General features: G+C 41.0%; 21 protein-coding genes. 14 read left to right on the top strand and 7 right to left on the bottom strand.

Translation table 11 applies throughout. The features are described 5' to 3' along the window. The first annotated feature begins 44 nt into the window (after positions 1-44). Positions 45-788 carry a histidine phosphatase family protein gene (locus B9T38_RS08485; RefSeq protein WP_086196462.1) on the top strand — a complete coding sequence of 248 codons (744 nt, stop codon included), beginning with the start codon at positions 45-47 and terminating at the stop codon, positions 786-788. 178 nt (positions 789-966) lie between these two features. Here B9T38_RS08485 and rpsT read toward each other — a convergent pair whose 3' ends face one another. Continuing rightward, positions 967-1,233 carry a 30S ribosomal protein S20 gene (gene rpsT / locus B9T38_RS08480; RefSeq protein ID WP_039622003.1) on the bottom strand — a complete coding sequence of 89 codons (267 nt, stop codon included), beginning with the start codon at positions 1,231-1,233 and terminating at the stop codon, positions 967-969. Positions 1,234-1,447: 214 nt separating this feature from the next. Here rpsT and B9T38_RS08475 point away from each other — a divergent pair, with 214 nt between their 5' ends. From B9T38_RS08475 to B9T38_RS08455, 5 genes are all read left to right on the top strand, one after another. Beyond that, positions 1,448-2,122: an NAD(P)H-binding protein gene (locus B9T38_RS08475; protein ID WP_086196381.1), complete on the top strand. Its 675-nt coding sequence runs from the start codon at positions 1,448-1,450 to the stop codon at positions 2,120-2,122. A gap of 3 nt (positions 2,123-2,125) precedes the next feature. Beyond that, complete coding sequence (gene rraA, locus B9T38_RS08470; protein ID WP_086196380.1) at positions 2,126-2,638, top strand: ribonuclease E activity regulator RraA; 513 nt, start codon at positions 2,126-2,128, stop codon at positions 2,636-2,638. A 23-nt stretch (positions 2,639-2,661) separates the two neighbouring features. Further along, complete coding sequence (locus B9T38_RS08465) at positions 2,662-3,441, top strand: glutathione S-transferase N-terminal domain-containing protein (RefSeq protein WP_086196379.1); 780 nt, start codon at positions 2,662-2,664, stop codon at positions 3,439-3,441. 309 nt (positions 3,442-3,750) lie between these two features. Beyond that, positions 3,751-4,434 carry a LuxR C-terminal-related transcriptional regulator gene (locus tag B9T38_RS08460; RefSeq protein WP_086196378.1) on the top strand — a complete coding sequence of 228 codons (684 nt, stop codon included), beginning with the start codon at positions 3,751-3,753 and terminating at the stop codon, positions 4,432-4,434. Further along, positions 4,431-6,314: a sensor histidine kinase gene (locus tag B9T38_RS08455; RefSeq protein WP_086196377.1), complete on the top strand. Its 1,884-nt coding sequence runs from the start codon at positions 4,431-4,433 to the stop codon at positions 6,312-6,314. Before B9T38_RS08460 ends, B9T38_RS08455 begins: the two co-directional genes overlap by 4 nt. A gap of 175 nt (positions 6,315-6,489) precedes the next feature. Here B9T38_RS08455 and B9T38_RS08450 read toward each other — a convergent pair whose 3' ends face one another. From B9T38_RS08450 to B9T38_RS08440, 3 genes are all read right to left on the bottom strand, one after another. Further along, positions 6,490-7,659 carry a ribosomal protein uL16 3-hydroxylase gene (locus B9T38_RS08450; RefSeq protein WP_086196376.1) on the bottom strand — a complete coding sequence of 390 codons (1,170 nt, stop codon included), beginning with the start codon at positions 7,657-7,659 and terminating at the stop codon, positions 6,490-6,492. 246 nt (positions 7,660-7,905) lie between these two features. Then, complete coding sequence (locus tag B9T38_RS08445) at positions 7,906-8,499, bottom strand: Maf family protein (RefSeq protein WP_086196375.1); 594 nt, start codon at positions 8,497-8,499, stop codon at positions 7,906-7,908. Then, positions 8,499-8,882: a DUF2237 family protein gene (locus tag B9T38_RS08440; RefSeq protein WP_086196374.1), complete on the bottom strand. Its 384-nt coding sequence runs from the start codon at positions 8,880-8,882 to the stop codon at positions 8,499-8,501. The genes B9T38_RS08445 and B9T38_RS08440 overlap by 1 nt, the downstream gene beginning before the upstream one ends. A 141-nt stretch (positions 8,883-9,023) precedes the next feature. Between B9T38_RS08440 and B9T38_RS08435 the strand changes: the two genes are divergently transcribed. The 4 genes from B9T38_RS08435 to B9T38_RS08420 all read left to right on the top strand — a co-directional run bounded on the left by B9T38_RS08435 (position 9,024) and on the right by B9T38_RS08420 (position 12,753). Further along, positions 9,024-10,211 (top strand): phosphoglycerate kinase, encoded by a 1,188-nt coding sequence (locus B9T38_RS08435; protein WP_086196373.1) that lies wholly within the window; start codon positions 9,024-9,026, stop codon positions 10,209-10,211. Between the two features lie 147 nt (positions 10,212-10,358). After that, positions 10,359-10,631, top strand: a complete 273-nt coding sequence (locus B9T38_RS08430) for a hypothetical protein (RefSeq protein ID WP_086196372.1) — start codon at positions 10,359-10,361, stop codon at positions 10,629-10,631. Between the two features lie 123 nt (positions 10,632-10,754). Continuing rightward, positions 10,755-11,792 carry a class II fructose-bisphosphate aldolase gene (fba, locus tag B9T38_RS08425; RefSeq protein ID WP_086196371.1) on the top strand — a complete coding sequence of 346 codons (1,038 nt, stop codon included), beginning with the start codon at positions 10,755-10,757 and terminating at the stop codon, positions 11,790-11,792. A 97-nt stretch (positions 11,793-11,889) separates the two neighbouring features. Then, positions 11,890-12,753, top strand: coding sequence for an EamA family transporter (locus B9T38_RS08420; RefSeq protein ID WP_086196370.1), 864 nt, complete (start codon positions 11,890-11,892; stop codon positions 12,751-12,753). A 578-nt stretch (positions 12,754-13,331) separates the two neighbouring features. Here B9T38_RS08420 and nfsB read toward each other — a convergent pair. After that, positions 13,332-13,985, bottom strand: a complete 654-nt coding sequence (gene nfsB / locus B9T38_RS08405; RefSeq protein ID WP_086196367.1) for an oxygen-insensitive NAD(P)H nitroreductase — start codon at positions 13,983-13,985, stop codon at positions 13,332-13,334. A 250-nt stretch (positions 13,986-14,235) separates the two neighbouring features. On the opposite strand from nfsB, the gene hpaI reads away from it, so the two are divergent. Further along, positions 14,236-15,033 (top strand): 4-hydroxy-2-oxoheptanedioate aldolase, encoded by a 798-nt coding sequence (hpaI, locus tag B9T38_RS08400; RefSeq protein ID WP_171263211.1) that lies wholly within the window; start codon positions 14,236-14,238, stop codon positions 15,031-15,033. Between the two features lie 87 nt (positions 15,034-15,120). On the opposite strand, the gene B9T38_RS08395 is transcribed toward hpaI, so the two are convergent. After that, positions 15,121-15,840 (bottom strand): UDP-2,3-diacylglucosamine diphosphatase, encoded by a 720-nt coding sequence (locus B9T38_RS08395; RefSeq protein WP_086196366.1) that lies wholly within the window; start codon positions 15,838-15,840, stop codon positions 15,121-15,123. Positions 15,841-15,961: 121 nt separating this feature from the next. Beyond that, a complete protein-coding gene (locus tag B9T38_RS08390; protein WP_086196365.1) occupies positions 15,962-16,471 on the bottom strand; it encodes a peptidylprolyl isomerase in 510 nt (169 codons plus the stop codon). Between the two features lie 166 nt (positions 16,472-16,637). Between B9T38_RS08390 and B9T38_RS08385 the strand changes: the two genes are divergently transcribed. From B9T38_RS08385 to B9T38_RS08375, 3 genes are all read left to right on the top strand, one after another. Beyond that, positions 16,638-18,359: a glutamine--tRNA ligase/YqeY domain fusion protein gene (locus B9T38_RS08385; protein WP_086196364.1), complete on the top strand. Its 1,722-nt coding sequence runs from the start codon at positions 16,638-16,640 to the stop codon at positions 18,357-18,359. 130 nt (positions 18,360-18,489) lie between these two features. Continuing rightward, positions 18,490-19,401, top strand: coding sequence for a bestrophin family protein (locus B9T38_RS08380; RefSeq protein WP_086196363.1), 912 nt, complete (start codon positions 18,490-18,492; stop codon positions 19,399-19,401). 119 nt (positions 19,402-19,520) lie between these two features. After that, complete coding sequence (locus B9T38_RS08375; RefSeq protein WP_086196362.1) at positions 19,521-19,982, top strand: SRPBCC domain-containing protein; 462 nt, start codon at positions 19,521-19,523, stop codon at positions 19,980-19,982. The last annotated feature ends 69 nt before the right edge of the window (positions 19,983-20,051 follow it).

Below are 20,051 nucleotides of genomic sequence, written 5' to 3'. Positions count from 1 at the left end.
ATGCTATAGTATGCTATGTACCCATGTTTAATTTTGGCTGCTTCATGGCGTTAGATTTACTCCCTATAAGTATGCTGAAGGCGATTGATTTATTGCCTGATGCTAAAACACCTGTCACTCTGTTTACCCGCCATTCTATTCGCGAGGTCGTTACAGGGCAGGGTTTGGCAGGCTATGACTTGCAGTTAACCGAACAAGGCCGTGAGCTTGCCCAGGCATGGGGTAACTATTTAATTGATAATACGGACCGTAGCATCCAGCACTGCATTTCAAGTCCGATTCAACGCTGTGTCGATACTGCTGCTTTAATGATACAGGGTGCCGATTCAAGTACGCTGGTACAAAATACCCATCATATTGAAATTGTCCAGCAAGGCTTACTGGTTGAGCCGGGAAGTTTTGTGCTCGATATTAAACAGGCGGGGCCTTATTTTCAGAAACAGGGTGCTTTGGGTTTTATTAACAGTTTTGTCAATAATGCCTTGCCGGGAATGAAACATCCGATTACCGGTGTGGTCGATGTATTGGAGCTGATTTATAACACCCATCCGCAAGATCATTTTGGTTTAAGTCTGGCTGTGAGCCATGATACTATTTTGGCAGCCATTATTGCGGTGATTTCCGGGCGTAATACCGTTAGCCATGAAGACTGGCCAAAAATGATGGAAGGCCTGTTTGTCTGGTTTGAAGGTGATGTGTTTTTAGAATCCAAACTGAAATGGATTTGGCGTGGTCAAGTGAATGAGCTGTCGATTCGCGAGTTTCAGAACCTGGAAAAAATAAAATAAAACAGCATTGCTTTTAAAAAACGCCCTCTTGATATTCTTCCTGAAGAAAGTAAGCCTAAAAAAAATTTTAATAGAAGTTTTGAAGTGCCTTATGTTTTTATAAGGTGCTATTTTTAGACCTAATAATTTTTTATAGACGTAAAAAAAGCCCTAAAAGGGCTTTTTTTAATGCAACAACTTAGTTAGCTAAAGCTTTAACTTGTGCATTTAAACGGCTCTTATGACGAGCAGCTTTGTTTTTATGGATGATACCTTTATCAGCCATACGGTCAATTACAGGAACCGCAGTTTTGTATGCTTCTGTAGCAGCAGCATAATCACCAGCAGCGATTGCAGCTACTGTACGTTTAAGATAAGTACGAACCATAGAACGTAAGCTTGCGTTGTGTTTACGTGCTTTAACGTTTTGACGAGCACGTTTTTTAGCTTGAGCAGAGTTTGCCACTCGTGCACTCCTTGAATTAGATTGGTCTGGGCGGGCTGAAATTACAACTGAAAACCTTCATCAGAAGAATTATCACCAGCCCGTAAACAAGTGCCATATTGTGATTAAACTATGGCGTTAAGTCAAGTCTTGACTTGATTCAGCAACATTTTAGATGCATAAAAAGTATAAAAAAACTGTTACGTTAGTAAAACCTATAGAGATCGATTAAAAAATGACTAAATCAATTAAAAGTGTAATTGTGATTGGTGCAACAGGTCTAGTGGGACGTGAATTGCTGAAACAGCTCAACGAGCTTGAAAGCTGTGAGAAAATAACGGCTGTGGTTCGGCATGAAGATCAGCAGATTAAAAGTCTGGAAAAAGTACAACAATTTATCTTGCAGGATTTTCTGTTACTGAACGATGAAGATGTAAATGGTTATAGTCATGCCTTCAGCTGTTTAGGCACGACACTAAAAAAGGCCGGTTCAAAACAGAATTTTTATAATATTGATTATGAAATCAATGCACATTTTGCCGATTTATTTGAATCGACCCAGACCCACTATTTATTAATTAGTACCATGGGCGCAAACGCACAATCCAGAATTTTTTACAATAAAGTCAAAGGTGAGCTGGAACAGCATATCCAAGGCTTAAATCTGGAATATGTATCTGTTCTGCGCCCATCACTATTAATCGGTGAACGACCAGAACAACGCACCTTAGAAGATATGACGCAAAAATTGTATCAAAAATTCTCGCATTGGGTTCCTGATACATTTAAATATAAGCCCGTGACAGCAGTACAAGTAGCTCATACTATGGTCGAGGCTGCACAAACTCAGACTGAAAAGTTTGAAATTTATGATAATTTACGCATACAAAATTCCAAACGAGGGAAATAAAAAGTGTCTAATCCAGCATTCGTAACCTGTGACCTACTTGATGACAATCCAGAAAAAGAAATTCAGGTGGTCACCCCATCAATGGATGGAAAATTCTTTAAAAGCTATGGTGCACGTAAAAGTTTTGGTGGTCAGGCAGTCACTGTAAAGTGTTTTGAAGATAATTCACGTGTCAAAGAACTGCTCGCAACCGATGGTACTGGTAAAGTGCTTGTGGTGGATGGTGGAGCATCTATGCGCTGTGCCTTGATGGGCGATATGATTGCTGAATCAGCGGTGAAAAATCACTGGAATGGGGTAATTATTTACGGGTGTGTACGTGATGTCGATGCCATTGCCGAACTGGACCTGGGTGTACATGCATTGGCTGCAATTCCGCAAAAAAGTAATCGCAAGGGCATAGGCGAAGTGGATTTAACTTTGTATTTTGGTGGTGTAAGCGTCAGTTCTGGCGATTATATCTATGCCGATAACAACGGCATTGTGGTGGCAAAAGAAAAATTAGTCGATTTATAACGACAAATAAACAAGGACAAAATATGGTGAATCATCAAATTAAAGTGATACAAGCGCTGGCTTCATCTTTGACTGAAGGCGGACGAGGTGTGAGCGGTACGGCTTTTCCCAAGCAGCCTGAAAAATCACTGAAACTTTATGAGTTTGAAGGTTCGCCATTTTGTCGCCGTGTGCGTGAAGTTTTAACCTTGTTAAATCTGGATTATGAGGTTTATCCTTGCCCTAAGGGTGGCCAGAAATACCGGAAAATTGTCAAAGAAAAAGGTGGCAAAAAACAGTTTCCATTTTTCGTAGATGAAAATACCGGTACAGAAATATATGAATCACAAGCCATTATTAATCATTTATTTAAACATTATGGCCGAACGGGAACCACACCGAAAAAATTTGCCCATTATCCTAAAATCCCTGTTGTAGCTTTAGCTGGCACCATCGTGAATGGTGCACGAGGCGTCTGGATTAACCGGAAAATTAAAGATCGTGCAGCACCTGAGCAACTTTTGGAGTTATGGGGTTTTGAAGCCAGTCCTTTTACGCGTGTGGTACGAGCGATGTTAACCGAGCTTGAGCTACCGTATATTTATCATAACGTGGCTAAAGAGCGCTGGCAGGATATGGGGCCGGCAATATTGCGTTTAAAACCTGGAAAATATCAACCCTTAGCTGGTGGTAAACGTGAAAAGACTGTTGAAATTATGGGGCAAGATATTCAGGTTCCTTATTTAATTGATCCGAATACCGGAGTGAAAATGTTTGAGTCTGCAGAGATTGTGAAATACTTAAACCAGCAATATGGTCACTAATCTCATCCGAAGTAAGAAACCGCTAAAACAGCGGTTTTTTTTTGACCTATATCTGATTAATTTAAGCAAAAACTAAAGTAAGTTATACCCTGTATGATAGTCAGAATATTGAATGGATAACTGATGGCTAAATCATCGATTGAAACTTTAAAATTTGTATTTTATGGTCTTAACTCTGGCTGATTACAATGCAATAGTAAATAAAATTGATCGTTTATTAATATAAAAGTTATTAAATTACCTGATTTTAGGGATATTGTTTAGCTTGTATTTTTCGCTATAGTAGGCAGTTATAATAGGGGGTGCTGTGTGTCAGAATTAGCAACGATTTTACCCGTTCCAGTTTTAATTGTTGAAGATGAAGGGCTGATTCAAGAACGATTAAAAAAAATATTGGCAGAACTGGGCTATAGTGAAGATATGCTTATTTTTGCTAAAAACTTGCAACAGGCTTTTGTAGAAATAGAGCAGCAACCTGTTTCCTTAGCTTTGGTTGATTTGGGACTGCCTGACGGTAACGGCATAGAGCTGATTGAAAAGCTTCATGCACAGGATAGCAATGCCATGATCTTGGTGATTTCAGCCTGGAGTACTCAGGAAAGTTTATTTTCAGCAATCAAGGCAGGCGCGACAGGTTATGTTCTGAAAGAACGTGATGATGTTGAAGTTAAGTTATCCATTCGCAGCATTTTACGTGGCGGTGCGCCGATAGACCCTTTTATTGCTCAAGAAATTTTGAAACAGATATCAGCTGCGGTTATACTGGCAGTGGCTGATCAGAAAATCATAGATGCAGATATGGAGCTGTTAACCAGCCGGGAAACTGAGATTCTAAATCTGGTCGCTCAGGGCATGAGTAACCGGGAAATAGCCGAACAACTCTTTGTTTCTAAATATACGGTTGAAAGTCATATTAAGCATATTTACCGGAAATTGTCGGTAAGCAAAAGAACAAAGGCCGTGAGTGCAGCACGATCCTTAGGGATTTTATGAAGCAGTTGATTGGGCATTATTTTTTTATTTTTGTTCTTAGCCTGCTGAGTCAATTTAGTTATGCTGAAATAATTGAAAATATCAATGCACAATGTGCAGTGCACATTCATTCTGTTGATACCGTTAAAACCAGTTCATTTACAGTTTTACCCCGACAGGGCTGGCAATCTGTAGATTTGCCTGATCAGTGGCAAAAGCGCTGGAAAAATTATAATGGAGCAGCATGGTATAAAATTCAGTGGAGCTGGTCATGTCAGAATCAGGCCAGACTTGCAGAACCGATTGCTTTTGCAATTGATTATATTAATTCTGCCGGCGCAGTGTTTTTAAATGGCGATTTACTCTGGAGAGACAAGCATTTACAGGAGCCGCTGTCAAAAAGCTGGAATATGCCGCGTTACTGGATTTTACCGATATCGGGATTAAATAGTGGCGAAAATGAAATTTTAATTTATGTGAAGGGCTTTGCTTACCAGTCTCCTGGTATTGGTCAGATTTCTTTTAATAATATACAAAACAATTATGAGTCATATCAAAGTCAGGTATGGAATCGCCGGACTTTATTTCAAATTAATCTTATTGTATCCCTTACCTTTGGAGTGGTCTGTTCTGTTATATGGCTATCGCGGCGAAAAGAAAGCACTTTTGGATGGTTTGCCTTAAGTTCCTTGTTATGGGTGCTATTTATTTCCAATATGCTGACTACAGAAACATTTCCCTATCCAAATACACTAATTGCAGCACAGGCCAATTTGGCTTTTTTTGTTCTTTATGTCGTAAGTTTTTGTATTTATTCATTCAGGTTTATCCAAAAGCGCTTTATTAAAGTTGAGACAGTTGTTTGGGGAATTACGGGACTGATTATTGCAGGTATTTTTCTAACCCCGCAGCAGTCTGCTTATTGGGTTTTTGCGCTGATATTTTTAATCTATGTTGGACTGTTTATTATCGGTTATTTATATGCCTGTTATCATGCAATTCAATCTAAAAGAACAGATTATATCTTTTTAGCCATTTGCCTAAGCGCTATTGTCATTTTTATGATATTCGACCTTTTATTATTATCGGGAGAGGTGGTTGTAAAGGATGTTCGACCATTATCTCCCTATACCGGACCGATTATCACCTTTTTTATGGTGATTATATTAGGTTCAAGATTGGCACGTAATGTTAAAAAAATTGAAACATTTAATGCCCAGCTAGAAATGAAAGTTCAGCAGGTCAGTAATGATTTAAGCTCCAGTTTGAATGAAAAACATCAATTAGAGCTTAAAAATGTCAAGCTACAAGAAAGAATCAATTTATCTCATGATTTGCATGATGGTTTAGGCGCATCATTGGTTCGCTCGATGATTTTAGTGGATCAAAGCACGCATGATATTTCCAACAAGCAATTTTTATCGATGCTTAAATTACTAAGAGATGACCTCAGGCAAATTATCGATAGTGGTTCATCTGCAGATAATAAAATTCCAGTCAATCCCATACTGTGGGTGGCACCCGTTAGGCATCGTTTTAGTCAGCTTATGGATGAGCTGGACATTCGTTCTAAATGGATTTTTCCCCAGGAATGGCAAGCCGTGCCGAGTGCTTTGCAGTGTCTCACCTTGATTCGGGTACTGGAAGAAAGCCTGACCAATATTATTAAACATAGTCAGGCCAGGCTGGTAAAAATAGCGATGGTCTATATTCGAGAAAACCAGTTTATTTTGAGTATAGAAGATGACGGTGTCGGTTTTGACGCAGATAGTGTAGTGCAACAGGGATTAAGTATTGGCATGCGCAGTATGAAAATGCGTTTGGAACGCATGGGCTGCGAGTTTAAATTATCTTCTGAACCGGGTTGCACCATCATTCAGGCGATTGTTCAGCTGAAATAAGCAATTAAATTTTTTTTGCTTTTTAAATGTCGGTTGCTATTTCAGCATTTTATAAAATTGGAAGAAATTAAAATAAGTGAGTTATTTTGTTTTTGATCTAGAGAAGAAATAAATATAAATTTTTTAAAATATAAAAATGGGGAAAATGTTATTTTCCCCATTTTTGTAGCTTTATTTATTCTTCATCTTCTGCAGGCAACAGCATCAGAATAGATTCATTGAGCAAATTCACAATGTCTTCGAGAATGTCGGAATCGTAAAGATTTTCATCCAGTAATACTGAACCGCCATCAGCCAACTGTTTTAAAATTGGGGAAAAAACTTCGGAGATACAAATGCCTTCACCATTTGCCCAAAATAGCAACTCACCTTCAGCTTCAGTATAAAGCAGGCGTGATGCAGGCTCGAGCATAAGTGAATAGCCCTGATCCAAAGCTTCTTCCAGATCACCTGTACCAATGGCTTCTGCCTCTGGAATATTTTCCGGATATTTCGCTTCTGACATTAGGCTCATCAGGGCATCCTCAAGCACAGCCGGATTTTGCAATTGTGCCAAAAGTTCAGTTTTTAAATACTCCAGCTCATTTTGGGTAATTTGACCAATCGGGCTGATCTTGTCACGCAGAATGTCTTTTAATGGATTTTTAAGCAACTGATCGTCTGCGAATTTGTCACTGACGCGATCCATCATTTCTGCCACATTTGGCATGCGGAAACCGAAAGAAAAAGTCAGGCAATCATCTTCCGCTACGCCGTAGTGTGATAAACCAGGTGGTACATATAGTAGATCACCGGGAGCAAGTACCTCATCAAAATTGACTTCCATGTCTGGCAGTAATTTTAAAGGTTGGCCTGCAACGAAGTCAGTGTCGGCATCACACATTTGTCCTAATTGCCAGCGGCGATGACCATAACCTTGAACCAGAAACACGTCATAAAAGTCGAAGTGCTTACCGACAGATCCACCTTTGGGTGCATAAGACACCATGATGTCATCACGGCGCCACTGAGGAATGAAGGGGAATTTTTTCCACAGCTCAGCCAGATCAAAGGAATAATGGTCTACCGCCTGAACCAGTAATGTCCAAAGTTTAGGCATCTTTTGGAAGTCTGCTTTAATCAACGGTGAGGATTTGACTGACCATTGGTTTGGATCTTTATCTTTTTGCTTGATTAAGCGGGCAGTGATATTTTCATCCAGCGCCAGTTCCATAACATCATGAGGTTCTAAAAGGCCTGCAATTTCAGGGAGAGCGTTACGAACCAGTAATGGCTTTTTTTGCCAGTATTCGGCAAGGAATTGTTCGGCGGTAATTCCGCCAAGCACGTCTAGAGGCTGGGACATAAGATAAAGCACCTATAAATTTATGCTTATTGTCTATGGAGTTGCAGGTGAGAGCAAGTTGTAAATCAGTTGGTGGAGATTCCTTAGTCTGCATTATGGGAGTGAAGTAGTGTGGGAAGTTTTGAAATTGATAATAGCGCAATGCTAGCCATGAATCATGGACAAGAAAAGCTTGAGCAAGGAGGGCGGAACCCTCAAATAAGCCAACCATTCAACATGGAAGGATTGGCTTAAGCAGAATTTGAGCTAGGGTACTAACACATTCAACTGACGCAGGATATGACAAAGCTGAATCATCGGCATACCCATCAAAGTGGTTTGATCTTGCCCGGTCATCTGTTCAAACAGACTGATGCCTAAGCTTTCACACTTAAAACTGCCTGCACACATTAAAGGTTGATCGACTTCAATATAACGTTCAATTTCGGACAAACCCAGTTTGCGGAATTTCACTTTATAATGTTCAACCAGGGTCTGTTCAAATCCCGTCGATTTTTGCTGTACGCTGAGGGCGGTACTGAAATAAACGATTTTGTCCGAATTGGCCTGTAACTGTTTGATGGCTTTTTCCACAGTCAAAGGTTTGCCAATAAAAATATCGGGTGCCCCTTCACGCCACGCCACCTGATCGGAACCAATCACAATAGCATCGGGATATTGTTCGGCAATAACGTTGGCCTTTTCAAAAGCCAGCCGTTTCGCCAGTTCATCTGCATGGTCTTCGCCCCGTGGGGATTCATCGATATCTGGTACCAAGCTCTGATAGTCGATACGGAGACGATTCATCAGGTCTTTACGGGTTTGACTGCTTGAAGCCAAAATAATGTTGGGAGTATTCATTACACTGCATATTCCATGAGCACATCAAGCGGAACATATGAGAGCACAGCTTGATGGCAAGCTTGTATTTTAATAGGCGGAGCAATACCAGCCTGATATGCTTCAACCCAACGGGTCACACAAATGCACCAGAAATCACCCGGTTCTAGACCTGGGAAATCGACTTCTGGAAGAGGTGTGATCAGGTCATTACCTACTTTTTGCGAAAAATTAAGAAACTCAGCGGTCATTTGTGCACACATCGTATGCTGACCTAGATCTGTGGTCGCCGTATGACAAAAGCCGTTACGAAAATAACCGGTAATAGGAGAGTAGCAACAGCTTGCCAAGGGTTCGCCTAAAACATTTAAACGATTGATATTTGGGTCTGGGTGAATAGACATAAGCTCTAAATCGTGAGGTGGCTTTTGACTATAATAATCAAAACTTTGTCTTTCGACAGCTTTTCTGCAAAAGATGCTAACCTTTTTCTACATAATCATTTAAAATCGGGGCGTTTTTTATATCTATAAAGTGAGCTATACATGAACTTTCAGCGTATGACTGACCTGGATTTGGCAGGTAAGCGTGTACTAATTCGTGAAGATTTAAACGTTCCTGTTAAAAACGGTGTAATTACCAGTGATGCACGTTTACGCGCAGCATTGCCAACCATTAAAGCGGCTTTGGAAAAAGGTGCAGCAGTCATGGTTTATTCACACCTTGGTCGTCCAGTTGAAGGTGAGCCAAAACCTGAACAATCTTTGGCTCCAGTTGCAGCGTACTTAACTGAAGCTTTGGGCCAGGAAGTCAAACTTTTCACTGATTATTTAGATGGTGTTGAAGTTGCAGCTGGTCAAGTGGTACTTCTTGAAAACTGCCGTTTCAATGTAGGTGAAAAGAAAAACAACCCTGAACTTGCACAAAAATATGCAGCACTTTGCGATGTATTTGTGATGGATGCGTTCGGTACTGCACACCGTGCAGAAGCGTCAACTGAAGGCGTGGCACGTTTTGCAAAAGTAGCGGCTGCGGGTCCTTTACTTGCAGCAGAACTGGATGCTTTGGGTCGTGCACTTAAAACCCCTGAAAAACCAATGGTTGCCATTGTTGCGGGTTCTAAAGTATCAACTAAGCTTGATGTACTCACTTCACTTTCAGATATTTGCGATCAAATTATCGTAGGTGGCGGTATTGCCAATACCTTCCTGGCTGCGGCTGGTTACAACGTGGGTAAATCACTTTGCGAAAATGACTTGATCGATACTGCAAAAGCGATTGCAGCAGAAGTTTCTGTGCCGCTTCCAACTGACGTTGTGGTTGCAGATGCTGCTGAAATTAACTTTGATGATTTCCTCGGTTCATTGGCTGCGGCTAAAGCTGTAGTGAAAAAAGTGGAAGATGTTGCAGACAACGACATGATTTTGGATGTGGGTCCAGAAACTGCGAAAGCATTTGCTGAAATCCTGAAAACATCAAAAACGATTCTCTGGAATGGTCCTGTTGGCGTATTTGAAGTAGATCAGTTCGGTGAAGGCACTAAAGCACTCTCTTTAGCAATTGCAGAATCTGATGGTTTCTCTATTGCAGGTGGTGGTGATACTTTAGCTGCGATTGATAAATACGACGTTGCAGATAAGATCGGTTATATCTCTACGGGTGGTGGTGCATTCCTTGAATTTGTTGAGGGCAAAATCCTTCCAGCGGTTGCTGTGCTTTTAGAACGTGCTTAATACATTCTTTTAAAAGTATCAAAGGTTGACTTCGGTCAGCCTTTTTTCATTGCTTTTTCATTTGAGTGATTCATTTTTTGGTCATAAAAATGCAATATATCTGCAATAAAATTCCGGTCATTAAATCTCCTGTCGTAGGAAAATGTGATGAACCTGAAATTAACACTTGCAGCACTTGTGATTTTACCTTTGGCTTTGACTGCCTGTGCCAAGAAAGATGAAGCACCTAAAACTGAAACTGCCGCTTCAGCAGCAGTAGAGGAGCAAACGACTCCAGAACAGCAAAAAGCGATTGATGCACTGGATAAGCCTGTCCTGGATGAAAAAAATACTGATGTACCTGCTGAAGTGGCAAATGCACCAGCAGATGAAGCGACTGCTGCTACCGATGATGCTGCCTCTACAGCAACTGCTCAATAAGTTTGTAGTTTTTTATTTAAAAGTCCCTGCATAAGCAGGGACTTTTTTTTGAAATAGTGTGTTTTGTTGCTGAATTGAAATGATTCAGCATGTAGAATATGGCGCATCACCTGGGAGGATATTATGGCTCTAATCTCGATGCGCCAGCTCTTGGATCACGCTGCAGAACACAACTACGGCGTACCAGCGTTCAACGTAAACAATTTAGAACAAATGCGTGCAATTATGTTGGCCGCAGACGAAACAAATTCACCTGTCATTGTGCAAGCATCTGCGGGTGCTCGTAAATATGCAGGTGCTCCATTCTTACGTCACCTGATTTTAGCTGCAATTGAAGAATGGCCACACATTCCAGTGGTAATGCATCAAGACCACGGTACCAGCCCTGACGTATGTCAGCGTTCTATCCAGTTGGGCTTCTCATCAGTAATGATGGATGGTTCTTTGGGTGAAGATGGTAAAACACCAACTTCATACGAATACAACGTAGACGTGACTCGCCGTACTGTTCAAATGGCACATGCCTGTGGCGTTTCAGTTGAAGGTGAAATTGGTTGCCTGGGTAGCCTTGAAACCGGTATGGCGGGTGAAGAAGATGGTGTAGGCGCAGAAGGTGTGCTGGACCATTCTCAACTACTTACTTCTGTAGAAGAAGCACGTTCGTTTGTTGCTGATACCGATGTAGATGCGTTGGCGATTGCTGTAGGTACTTCACACGGTGCGTACAAATTCACGCGTCCACCTACAGGCGACATCCTGGCAATTGACCGTATTAAAGAAATTCATGCGGCATTACCAAATACCCACCTTGTCATGCACGGTTCAAGCTCTGTACCTCAAGAATGGTTGGCTGTAATCAATGAATTTGGCGGCGACATCAAGGAAACTTATGGTGTACCTGTTGAACAACTGGTTGAAGCAATTAAACACGGTGTTCGTAAAATCAATATCGACACGGACTTGCGTTTGGCATCGACTGGTGCAATGCGCCGTATGATGGCGGAAAAACCAAGCGAATTTGATCCACGTAAATTCTTTGCGGAAACTATTGTTGCAATGAAACAAATTTGTGTAGATCGTTATACAGCGTTTGGTACTGCAGGTCATGCAGACAAGATTCGTCCAATTTCTTTAGAAAAAATGGTGAATCGTTATAAATAATCGTTAAAGATTATCTATAATCAAAAGCTCACATCTATTGTGGGCTTTTCTGTATCTCATTCCTAAAGCATGATAAATCAGGAAAATAAGGCAAAAGATGGAACTTATATTGGCTGCAGCATGCTGTAGTGTCGTCATCTCAATTTTGTTGAAATTATGCAAGGCTAATGGTTTTGATGCCTTGCAGATGATTGTCTGGAACTATGCCTCTGCAAGTGTCCTCTGTTTTTTATGGTTTAAGCCCGATTTACAGCATATATCAGTTATCGATACGCCGTGGTGGCTGATTGTGGCGCTGGGGGTGTTACTACCGAGTATTTTCCTGTGCTTGGCGAAATCACTGCAATATGCCGGTATTATCAAAACTGAAATTGCCCAGCGTTTATCAGTGGTTTTATCACTGTTGGCAGCATTCTTTATTTTTCAGGAACAGTTTAATACCTTAAAAATAATTGGAATCGGATTAGGGATTTCCGCCGTACTCAGTATTTTATTTTCACATCAAGCAGCAGCGCAAGGGCAACCATTTTCAAAGCAAGGCTTGCTTTATCTGGCATTGGTCTGGTGTGGCTATGCCCTGATTGATGTACTGCTTAAGTACACCACTGGACTGGGAGTTCAGTTTGCGGTGGCACTGAATTTAATGTTTATCAGTGCTTTTATCTTGTCTTTGTTCTATATCCTTCTAACCACGAAAACAGGAGGCAGTAGTCGAAATATTCTGGCTGGATTGGGGCTGGGAATTTTAAATTTTGCCAATATAGCCCTGTATGTCAAGGCACACATATTATTAAAAGACACACCTGCAATTGTGTTTGCAGGCATGAATATTCTTGTGGTGCTGCTGGGAGCTTTAAGTGGCTTAATGCTATTTAAAGAAAAATTAAAACCTGCAACTGCATGCGGTCTTGCTTTAGGTTTGGCCAGTGTTATTTGCTTAGCCTATGCCATGTTTGTCTGACATAGCTCGATACAAAAATCAAGGGATGCTGCAGAAAATCTTCCTTTTCTGCCAAACCCAATAATAAGTCATTTTGATGGCAGACAGGGCGGGCAGAATAGTGATGATTTTCTTGTTGATAAAGCTGAAGATAATATTGCTGGCAATGCAAGAATTGCAATTACAAATCCAGCTCATTTAAATGCGCTGTATTTGTAGTGTTCAAGCCTTATAGAATAAGGACATTGGCTCAATTATGAGCGTTGAAAGCGTTGTAATGTATCTTTCCAATAGTAGTTAGCCATAATAATAGGATGTTTGAATAGATCCTGTATTTCAATCGTGCCCTGAAGTTGACCGGGTTGCTGACAATGTGGACATTTAGGATAAGACGTCAAAATAGCATCTGCGCTATATTTCTGCATGTAAACCGTTTGGCAAGAGCGACATTCAAATTTTATCGGCATTTTGATAGCTGGAAGCATAGTAAGGACTACCGTTTATTTTTTTTGCCAATATACCTGAGTCCTGTTACAAAAATAAGTCCTGAAATGACATGAAAGGGGCATATTTGCCCCTTTTATTGTAATTTTTTTTAATCACAGCTTGGTGAAAATTTCTTCACGACTTAGGCGTGACTTGGGTAACTGAGCATTGAAATCATTTTCGCTGCGGAAACCTAGCGTCATAATCACTGATGGAATTAACCTTTTTTCATCTAATTCCAATTCCTGGCGAATGATCTGTTCATCAAATCCGCCAATAGGGGTGGCATCAACTCCTTCAATAGCTGCGGCCAGTAACATTTGACCGAGCGCAATAAAAGTCTGATTTTCTGCCCAGCGCTGAATATCCCCTTTTTCATTACGGTAATAATCCACATAACCGCTACGGCTGTCTTTTTGGCCCTGTTTGGCTTTTTCATCTTTAAAACGGCCACTAAGATCATCTTGCTTGAGCAGGGTATCAAGGTGCTGTTCTGAAATATCCGCTTTGGTACAGAACAGAATGGTATGAGAAGAATCTAGAACTTTAGGTGCATTGTAGGCATATTTCCCAATCAGTGCTTTCGCGATACGCTCTTTGGCGGCTTGATCCTCGGCAATAAAAAAATGCCAGGGCTGAATATTGATGGAGGATGGCGTGAGACGCAGGATTTCTAATAAACGTTCAAACTGCTCTTGAGGAATTTTTTTACTGGGATCATATGCTTTCGTTGTGTAGCGTGATTTTGAAACGTTTAATAAATCCATGAGTGACATTTCCACTATTAAATTTTTAATGATTTTACCTGATTCCTTGCTGAAATGGCTTGGAAGAATTCTGGGATAGCTTATATTTTGGCATCAAGCGTGTGAATTTTTATGGTGAATAAAAGTAAAAACTTAATAAAATGTATAATTAATAGCAATATACAATGACGAAATACGAAATCTATATTGGTACTTTTTGTTAAATCACGTTTAATCGAATAATTACATCGCCTGTAGACCGAGTCAGACAATGATAGATGATACAAACCATTTTAAAAGACGATTAAAAACCCAACAGCAGATTGGGTTATGGGTGGGACTGGCAGATGCTTACGGCACTGAAATTGCTGCCAATGCCGGCTATGACTGGTTACTCATCGATGGTGAACATGCGCCGAGTGATTTAAGAACCACACTGGCACAATTACAAAGTATTGCGGCCTATCCCTCGCAGGCTGTGGTTCGTCCACCTATAGGCAGTGTACAGCTGATTAAACAATTACTGGATATCGGGGCGCAAACTTTACTGATTCCGATGGTGGAAACGGTTGAGCAGGCTGAGCTGATGGTGAAAGCGGTACGCTATCCGCCAGAAGGGATTCGTGGTGTAGGTGCGGCACTGGCACGTGCAACGCGCTGGAACAGTATCCCGGATTATTATGCAACAGCCCATGAAAATATTTGTCTGCTGATTCAGATTGAGTCGGTGACAGGTTTGGAAAATCTGGATGATATTTTAAAAGTGGAGGGTATTGATGGCGTGTTTATTGGCGCTGTAGATTTGTCTGCCACTATGGGTTATCAGGGGAATCCCAATCATCCGGAAGTACAAAAAGCGGTGGTTGATGCCATTCAACGCATTCGGGCATCAGGTAAAGCAGCGGGGATTTTATCGACTGCGCATGAGGTGACTCAAAAATATATCGATTTGGGTGCAGAGTTTGTTGCTGTAGGTGTGGATACCAGTGTCTTGATGAATTCACTACGCGAACTTTTGGCAAAATATAAAAGTGATGCGGAAGTGGTAAAAACTGAAGGTGGTTATTAATCTCTAATATGAGCTTCTATATTAAGTATCATTGAGTCTGAATGACTTTAGCTGTAATGATAGAAGCTCAGCAATAAAAATTTGTAGTTAATAAGCCCAAGTCTTTAACTCTAATTTTACATTTTTTTGCTCAGAGTCAATCTCTAAAATTTGTGCAGAATGTTCACGCCAGTCTCCAAGCACAATCCTTTTTTTACCCTGTATATCATGTATCGTAGGGCGATGTGTATGACCATGAATGAGGATATCGACATCACTTAATCCAATTTTCACTGCCTGCTGGTTCACATCCATGATGTCATAAGACTTCACTTGCTTGGTTTCTGCACTTTTTTTACGAAAACCATTGGCCAGTTTTTGCCGAAAACTTAAAGGCATGCATTTTAAAAAACCTAAAAGTAATGGATTACGAATGATTTTACGGAACTTTTGGTAAGACACATCATCTGTACAGAGCAAGTCACCATGTTCTAAACGGTATGTGGTTTCGGATATTTTTAAAATGGCCGGTTCGGACAGCAATATGCCATTGAATTGTTTTAAGAATTTTTTGCCTAAAGCAAAATCGCGGTTGCCAGCCAGAAAATATACCTGATTGCCGGCATGATGAAACTTTTGCAGGGCATGGACAATGTCATCTAGCCAGGGGGCTGTATAGTCATCACCAATCCAGGCATTAAACCAGTCACCCAAAATATAAAGCTGGGTATTTTTATCTTTATAACTGTCTAATAAATCTAAAAACCCCCGAACGAGTCGAGGGTGTTCAGGTGACAAATGTAAATCAGAGATAAACAGATAGGTCACGTATTTTCCTTTTATAGAATCCCTCCTGAGGAACAACGTTCCGCAAGTCCCTTTTCTATAAAGAAGCTCCCTCCTTTATTAAAGGACTTGCGTAGCAGTGCTACTCAGGGAGGATTTAAAATTACTCAGCAATGATTTTTGCAGATTCAATCACAACGTTCTCTAGAGGAACGTCAGCGTGGTAGCCACGGTTACCTGTGCGAACGCCTTTGATATCAGCAACGACATCCATACCTTCAACTACTTTACCAAATACGGCATAACCCCAACCTTGAGCTGTTTTACCAGTGTGGTTAAGGAAAGAGTTGTTTTTCACGTTAATGAAGAACTGAGCAGAAGCTGAATGAGGAGCTTGGGTACGCGCCATTGCGATCGTACCTTCATCATTGCTTAAACCGTTGTCTGCTTCGTTTTCAATTGAATCGCGAGTTGCTTTTTCTTTGAAATTTTCATCCATGCCACCGCCCTGGATCATGAAACCGTCAATTACACGGTGGAAAATTACGCCATCATAAAAACCATCACGAACATATTCCAGGAAGTTAGCCACAGTTTTAGGTGCTTTTTCTGAATTAAGTTCAAGAACAATACGTCCTTTATTGGTGTTTAATTCGACTTGAGGAAAACTCATTCTATAATCTCCTGATCATGGACAAAAAAGCCATGGGTTTTTGGTTGAGAGAAGCATAAGCAAACTGTAAACTACAAGGCAAGCGAAAACGTTATTTTCTTTGTTAAAAAAACCAGAAAAGCGTTTTAATTATCCTATTTTATCTTATAGAAGTGATTTATCAACTATGAAGCCGAATGATGTTGTTTCATCCCTGCCAAATAACCCGACAACAAGTAATCAACCTGTCGATGCTGCGCAGCAAGAACAACAGCCGGGCTTAGACTTTGTACGCCAGGTCATTACTGACGATTTGGCAGCAGGCCTTACACAGCAAGTGATCACGCGTTTTCCACCAGAACCGAATGGTTATTTACACATTGGTCACGTGAAAGCGATTTGTTTGAACTTTGGTATTGCACAAGAATTTGACGGTTTATGTAACCTGCGTTTTGACGATACCAACCCGGACGCAGAAGAACAAGAATATGTGGATGGGATTGCCAACGACGTAAAATGGCTCGGTTTTAACTGGAATGGTGAACCTCGCTATGCATCAAGCTATTTTGATCAATTGTACACATGGGCAGTACAACTGATTGAGCAGGGTGATGCCTATGTAGATTTACAAACACCTGAAGAAATCAAGTTAAACCGTGGTTCATTTGTAGAGCCAGGTAAAAACTCTCCATTCCGTGACGCGACTGTAGAAGAAAATCTGGCGCGCTTTGAACAAATGCGTAATGGCGAGCTGGGTGAAGGTCAGGTTGTATTGCGTGCTAAAATTGATATGGCTTCTCCAAACGTGCATATGCGTGATCCGATCCTGTATCGAATTCTGCATTCTGCTCATCACCAGACTGGCGATAAATGGAAAATCTATCCAATGTACGACTATGCGCATCCATTATCCGATGCCATTGAAGGTGTGACTCACTCTTTATGTACCTTGGAATTCCAGGATCACCGTCCGTTTTATGACTGGGTTATCGAGAAAGTTAAATCTCCAGTTGTTCCACGTCAGTACGAATCTAGCCGTTTAAATGTCGATTACACCATTACCTCTAAACGTAAGTTGCGTAAACTGGTAGAAGGTGGCTTTGTACAAGGTTGGGATGACCCGCGTATGCCAACCGTAGTCGGTATGCGCCGCCGTGGTTTCACGCCTGAAGGTTTGCGTGATTTCTGTAAACGCGTGGGTGTGTCCAAGTCTGACGGTATTGTCGATGTAGCCATGCTGGAATACTGCATCCGTCAGTCTTTGGAAAATACCGCTGCACGTGGCATGGCGGTGTTGAATCCATTGAAAGTGACTTTGACTAACCTGCCTGAAGCAATGAACCTGAGTCATGCACGTCATCCGAACGTTGATATGGGTGATCGTATCATTCCATTAACGTCTGAAATTTACATCGACCGTAAAGACTTTGAAGAAGTACCGCCTAAAGGCTTTAAACGCTTAATTCCAGAAGGTGAAGTTCGTCTGCGTCATGCCTACGTGATCAAGTGCGATGAAGTGATTAAAGATGCCAATGGTGAAGTGGTTGAACTGAAATGTTCAATCGATCCGGAAACTTTGGGTAAAAACCCGGAAGGCCGTAAGGTGAAAGGTGTCATTCATTGGGTATCTGCAACTCAAGGTGTGCCTGCGGAAGTGCGTATCTACGACCGTTTATTCACTGAATCTGATCCGGAAGTGGGTGATGACTTCCTTGCCAACTTAAACCCTGCATCACTCAAAGTGGTTCAAGCGGTGATTGAACCGGCTTTAGCTGAAGCGAAGCCTGAAGACCGCTTCCAGTTTGAACGTGAAGGTTATTTCGTTGCAGATCAATATGATCACACAGCAGCGAAACCAGTGTTTAACCGTATTCTGGACTTAAAAGACAGCTTTAAGCCTGGAAAATAACATTGTTTATGCTCTAGGATGATTCACTGTTGAGTCAAAAATGTTTAGATCAAGCTCAACTTCGGTTGGGCTTTTTCATGACAGCTATTTTATAAACATTGAAGCGACTAGGTTTCATGAGGGGAAATTTGTGATTATTCGAGATAAAAATAATAGCTTTATGCTGTTATTTGCATGGCATGGCACAATTTTACCTAAAGTGATGCCAGCTCTAGCGGTTGTAGTTAGTTTATCGGCATTGTTGGTGTATTTAAGTGCAGCACATTTCTTGACTATGCCAGAAGTTCCTGCCATTGGCTTTACCATCTTCGGTGTGATTCTTTCGATTTTCTTAAGTTTTAGGAATACGGCTTGTTATGATCGCTGGTGGGAAGGGCGCAAGCTTTGGGGTGCACTGATTGCCAATACACGGCATATTATTCGTGATAGTCATGTGCTGGAAGGCTCTAAACGTCAGATTTTGATGTATCGGGTTATGTTATTTTGTTACCTGCTACGCGACCGCTTACGTCATCAAGCAACAGATATTCAACATTTCCGAAATGCTGTCAATTTAAGCGATGGGCAATGGCAGCAATGTGCTGAACATATCAATGCGCCGCAGTATTTACTTGAGATCATCCAGAAAGATTTGGTGCTGTGTTATAAGCAAGGTCAAATCAGCGACATTATCTATAGCACCTTGACTCGACATACGGTTGCCATGGGCGATATTCATGCAGGCTGTGATCGTATTATGACTACGCCATTGCCATTTTCTTATTCAGTTTTATTACATCGGGCAGTTTATTCATTCTGTTTAATTTTGCCGTTCAGTATTGAAGCGAGTTTCGGTATTTGGACACCTGTAATTGTTGCATTAATTGCCTATTTGTTTTTAGGTTTGGATGCGCTCAGCGCAGAGTTGGAAGAACCATTTGGACTTCAGGAAAATGATTTACCCCTCAATTCGATTGTGCGAAATATTGAACGGGAAATGTTAAGTTCATTAGGGGCTGAAATTCCACCAGTACTTTCAAGCTATAAAGGTAATTTAAGTTAAGTTTAGAAAAATTATTTTTGCATCTACATGGCGCCGTTTAAGTCTTTAACAATTCAGTGATAGCCATGAATTTCGGATGTGTGCTATCACTGAGAAGAAGAATAAAAAGGAAGACCTCAATGAGCGTAGTCATAGAAACCCAGATGTTAATTCGCAAACCGGTTGCAGAGGTGTTTAATGCCTTTATTGACCCCGAAATCACCAGCAAGTTTTGGTTTACTTCATCTACCGGATACTTGATAGAAAACAGAACGGTAGACTGGTATTGGGAAAAATATGAAGTGACCCGCAGTGTTTATGTTGAACAGCTGATTCACAATGAGCTGATCCAGATCATCTGGGGAGAACCCAAGAGCACGGTAGATTTTATTTTTGAGAAGTTAACAGAACAAGAGACTTATCTTCGCATTCGCAATTATGATATTTCTCTGCAAAGCTCAGACTTAATTGCTTTTGTGATTGAGCAAACAGGTGGTTTTACCACTGTGCTGGATGGCTGTAAGGCTTACCTGGAATATGGAGCGCAGTTAAATCTGGTCAATGACAAGTTTCCGCCATTTGTCGAAATGGGGGTGATTTAAACCTGAATATAAACTGTCATGGATCGGGGGTAAGCCTAGGATCTGCAGATAGAAAAAGCGTCATCCTGC

Origin of the sequence: Acinetobacter sp. ANC 4218 (assembly GCF_002135245.1) — a bacterium.
Classification (GTDB): domain Bacteria; phylum Pseudomonadota; class Gammaproteobacteria; order Pseudomonadales; family Moraxellaceae; genus Acinetobacter.
The sequence above is the reverse complement of the archived record's forward strand: the minus strand, read 5'-3'. Positions and strand labels throughout refer to the sequence as shown.

Bases quoted from the DNA above. Each gene is read 5' to 3' on its own strand.
- B9T38_RS08485 (WP_086196462.1), top strand. From the start codon at position 45: ATGGCGTTAGATTTACTCCCTATAAGTATGCTGAAGGCGATTGATTTA.
- B9T38_RS08475 (WP_086196381.1), top strand. From the start codon at position 1,448: ATGACTAAATCAATTAAAAGTGTAATTGTGATTGGTGCAACAGGTCTA.
- B9T38_RS08465 (WP_086196379.1), top strand. From the start codon at position 2,662: ATGGTGAATCATCAAATTAAAGTGATACAAGCGCTGGCTTCATCTTTG.
- B9T38_RS08455 (WP_086196377.1), top strand. From the start codon at position 4,431: ATGAAGCAGTTGATTGGGCATTATTTTTTTATTTTTGTTCTTAGCCTG.
- B9T38_RS08450 (WP_086196376.1), bottom strand. From the start codon at position 7,659: ATGTCCCAGCCTCTAGACGTGCTTGGCGGAATTACCGCCGAACAATTC.
- B9T38_RS08445 (WP_086196375.1), bottom strand. From the start codon at position 8,499: ATGAATACTCCCAACATTATTTTGGCTTCAAGCAGTCAAACCCGTAAA.
- B9T38_RS08440 (WP_086196374.1), bottom strand. From the start codon at position 8,882: ATGTCTATTCACCCAGACCCAAATATCAATCGTTTAAATGTTTTAGGC.
- B9T38_RS08435 (WP_086196373.1), top strand. From the start codon at position 9,024: ATGAACTTTCAGCGTATGACTGACCTGGATTTGGCAGGTAAGCGTGTA.
- B9T38_RS08430 (WP_086196372.1), top strand. From the start codon at position 10,359: ATGAACCTGAAATTAACACTTGCAGCACTTGTGATTTTACCTTTGGCT.
- fba (WP_086196371.1), top strand. From the start codon at position 10,755: ATGGCTCTAATCTCGATGCGCCAGCTCTTGGATCACGCTGCAGAACAC.
- B9T38_RS08420 (WP_086196370.1), top strand. From the start codon at position 11,890: ATGGAACTTATATTGGCTGCAGCATGCTGTAGTGTCGTCATCTCAATT.
- nfsB (WP_086196367.1), bottom strand. From the start codon at position 13,985: ATGGATTTATTAAACGTTTCAAAATCACGCTACACAACGAAAGCATAT.
- hpaI (WP_171263211.1), top strand. From the start codon at position 14,236: ATGATAGATGATACAAACCATTTTAAAAGACGATTAAAAACCCAACAG.
- B9T38_RS08390 (WP_086196365.1), bottom strand. From the start codon at position 16,471: ATGAGTTTTCCTCAAGTCGAATTAAACACCAATAAAGGACGTATTGTT.
- B9T38_RS08385 (WP_086196364.1), top strand. From the start codon at position 16,638: ATGAAGCCGAATGATGTTGTTTCATCCCTGCCAAATAACCCGACAACA.
- B9T38_RS08375 (WP_086196362.1), top strand. From the start codon at position 19,521: ATGAGCGTAGTCATAGAAACCCAGATGTTAATTCGCAAACCGGTTGCA.